General features: G+C 32.5%; 3 protein-coding genes. All 3 read left to right on the top strand.

What is annotated here, in order from left to right; genetic code table 11:
- Positions 1–642 (top strand): hypothetical protein (locus ACIPNH_RS00095; RefSeq protein WP_400770759.1); only part of this gene is annotated, 642 nt, incomplete at its 5' end.
- 51 nt (positions 643–693) lie between these two features.
- Positions 694–1,023: a helix-turn-helix domain-containing protein gene (locus ACIPNH_RS00090; RefSeq protein WP_007549995.1), complete on the top strand. Its 330-nt coding sequence runs from the start codon at positions 694–696 to the stop codon at positions 1,021–1,023.
- 22 nt (positions 1,024–1,045) lie between these two features.
- Positions 1,046–1,420 carry a helix-turn-helix domain-containing protein gene (locus tag ACIPNH_RS00085; RefSeq protein WP_007549999.1) on the top strand — a complete coding sequence of 125 codons (375 nt, stop codon included), beginning with the start codon at positions 1,046–1,048 and terminating at the stop codon, positions 1,418–1,420.
- Positions 1,421–1,640: the final 220 nt, after the last annotated feature.

Here is a 1,640-nt window from a genome sequence, read left to right as displayed (position 1 = left end):
AGCATAGATAACTCATCAGAGCTTTATGATTTAAAAAAAGATAAAGAAAAAGCTCTTTATAATGCAGTTAAGTCAAATGATGTTGAGCTTGTAAAAAAGCTGCTAATGATCCTTTTACCTACAGAAGTAGGTGATTTTGATGTAGAATACTTGGAAGAATTAAAAATATTGCTGTCAGGAATTCACAAAGAATTGCAATTATCACAAGATATGAAAAATTATCTTGAGAAGACAATAAAATTCTATAGTTTTTTATGTAGTAATTTTAACTTACTAGTTGCAAATTCCACTGACGTAAAAGCCATGATTGATCTATTTGCTGCTCAACCAAATATTGATTACCAAATAGATAAGCTTCTACTTTCTTTTATTGTAAGAGATGTTGAGGAAAAAAAGCTAAACTCTGAAATTAGTCATATGATAGAACTTCTTGAGCAACACGAAAGATTTGCTGAGCTCGAATACAAGGTTAGAAGATTAAGATCAGAGTTTGCAAGTGGCAAAAGCAGATACTCGGCTGAAGTAATACGAAATAGCATTGCAGAACGAGAAAAAGAGATGAGGGAAATTGAGAAAAAATACGTAAGGCCAAACGATTTAATTAGCGAGAGGCAGAAATTATTAAAGCAATTACTTTGCTAGCTTTTTTTCCACTTCATAAAATTTGTTGTAAATTTGAATAAGAGGTGAAAAGTGCAATTAGGTAAAAAAATAAAACAACTTAGGTTAGATCGTGCTTTGACACAGACCGAATTGGGAAAGAGAATAGGTGTTTCGTATAGACAGATACAAAAGTACGAAAATGGTTCAAATTGTGTTTTGGCCAGTAGACTATATGATTTAGCAAAAGCACTATCGATAGATGTTGCTAACTTTTTTACTGATATGCACACTGACTCACATGAAGCTTATGATGAAGAAATACTAAAGTTAGTCAAAGGATATAACGAAATTAAGAGCAAAAGGTTACGTAGTGCAGTTTATATATTGGTAAAATCTTTTTCTCAAAGTGATAATACATAGTTAATATTACCTGATACGTAAAATGACTATACAACATCCTATCGATAAACAAATAGGTGAAAGAATAAGGAAAAGAAGGCTAATGTGTGGTTTTAGTCAAAGAGACTTAGGAAAAAAGCTTGAAATTTCATTTCAGCATGTACAAGGATATGAAAGCGGAGAGATTAGGCTTGTAGTTGATAGGTTATATAAATTAGCAGAAGTACTATCGGTTGATATGTCGTATTTTTTTACCAAAGCCTCTGAAGACTTACATGATAAGGCCTTCCATAGCGATGTAGGCAGCGAAGAAATATCAAGGCTAGTGAGGGAATATAGAAAAATTGAGGATGAAACTCTGCGTGACATTGTTCATTTAGTGATTAAGGCTCTTGCTAATACAGGCTTTAAAGCATAAGTTCTCTCCTTGAGTCGTTGAAGAAAACTTAAACTTTCATTTTCTTCATCATTTTGCTTTTCTTTCACTTTGATGCGTGTAGTTATACCCTACACAAAGTATAATGTTTTAAAAATCAAAACCTGCACCATAAAATACTGAGATTTAGAATATTATAGCATTTCTCATAATAGTCCGAACAGGTCATAGGAAGGCAGAATCAACAGCACGACGAAAGGAT

The sequence above is a fragment of the Wolbachia endosymbiont of Drosophila barbarae genome (genome assembly GCF_044752445.1).
Lineage (GTDB): Bacteria > Pseudomonadota > Alphaproteobacteria > Rickettsiales > Anaplasmataceae > Wolbachia > Wolbachia pipientis.
The sequence above is the reverse complement of the archived record's forward strand: the minus strand, read 5'-3'. Positions and strand labels throughout refer to the sequence as shown.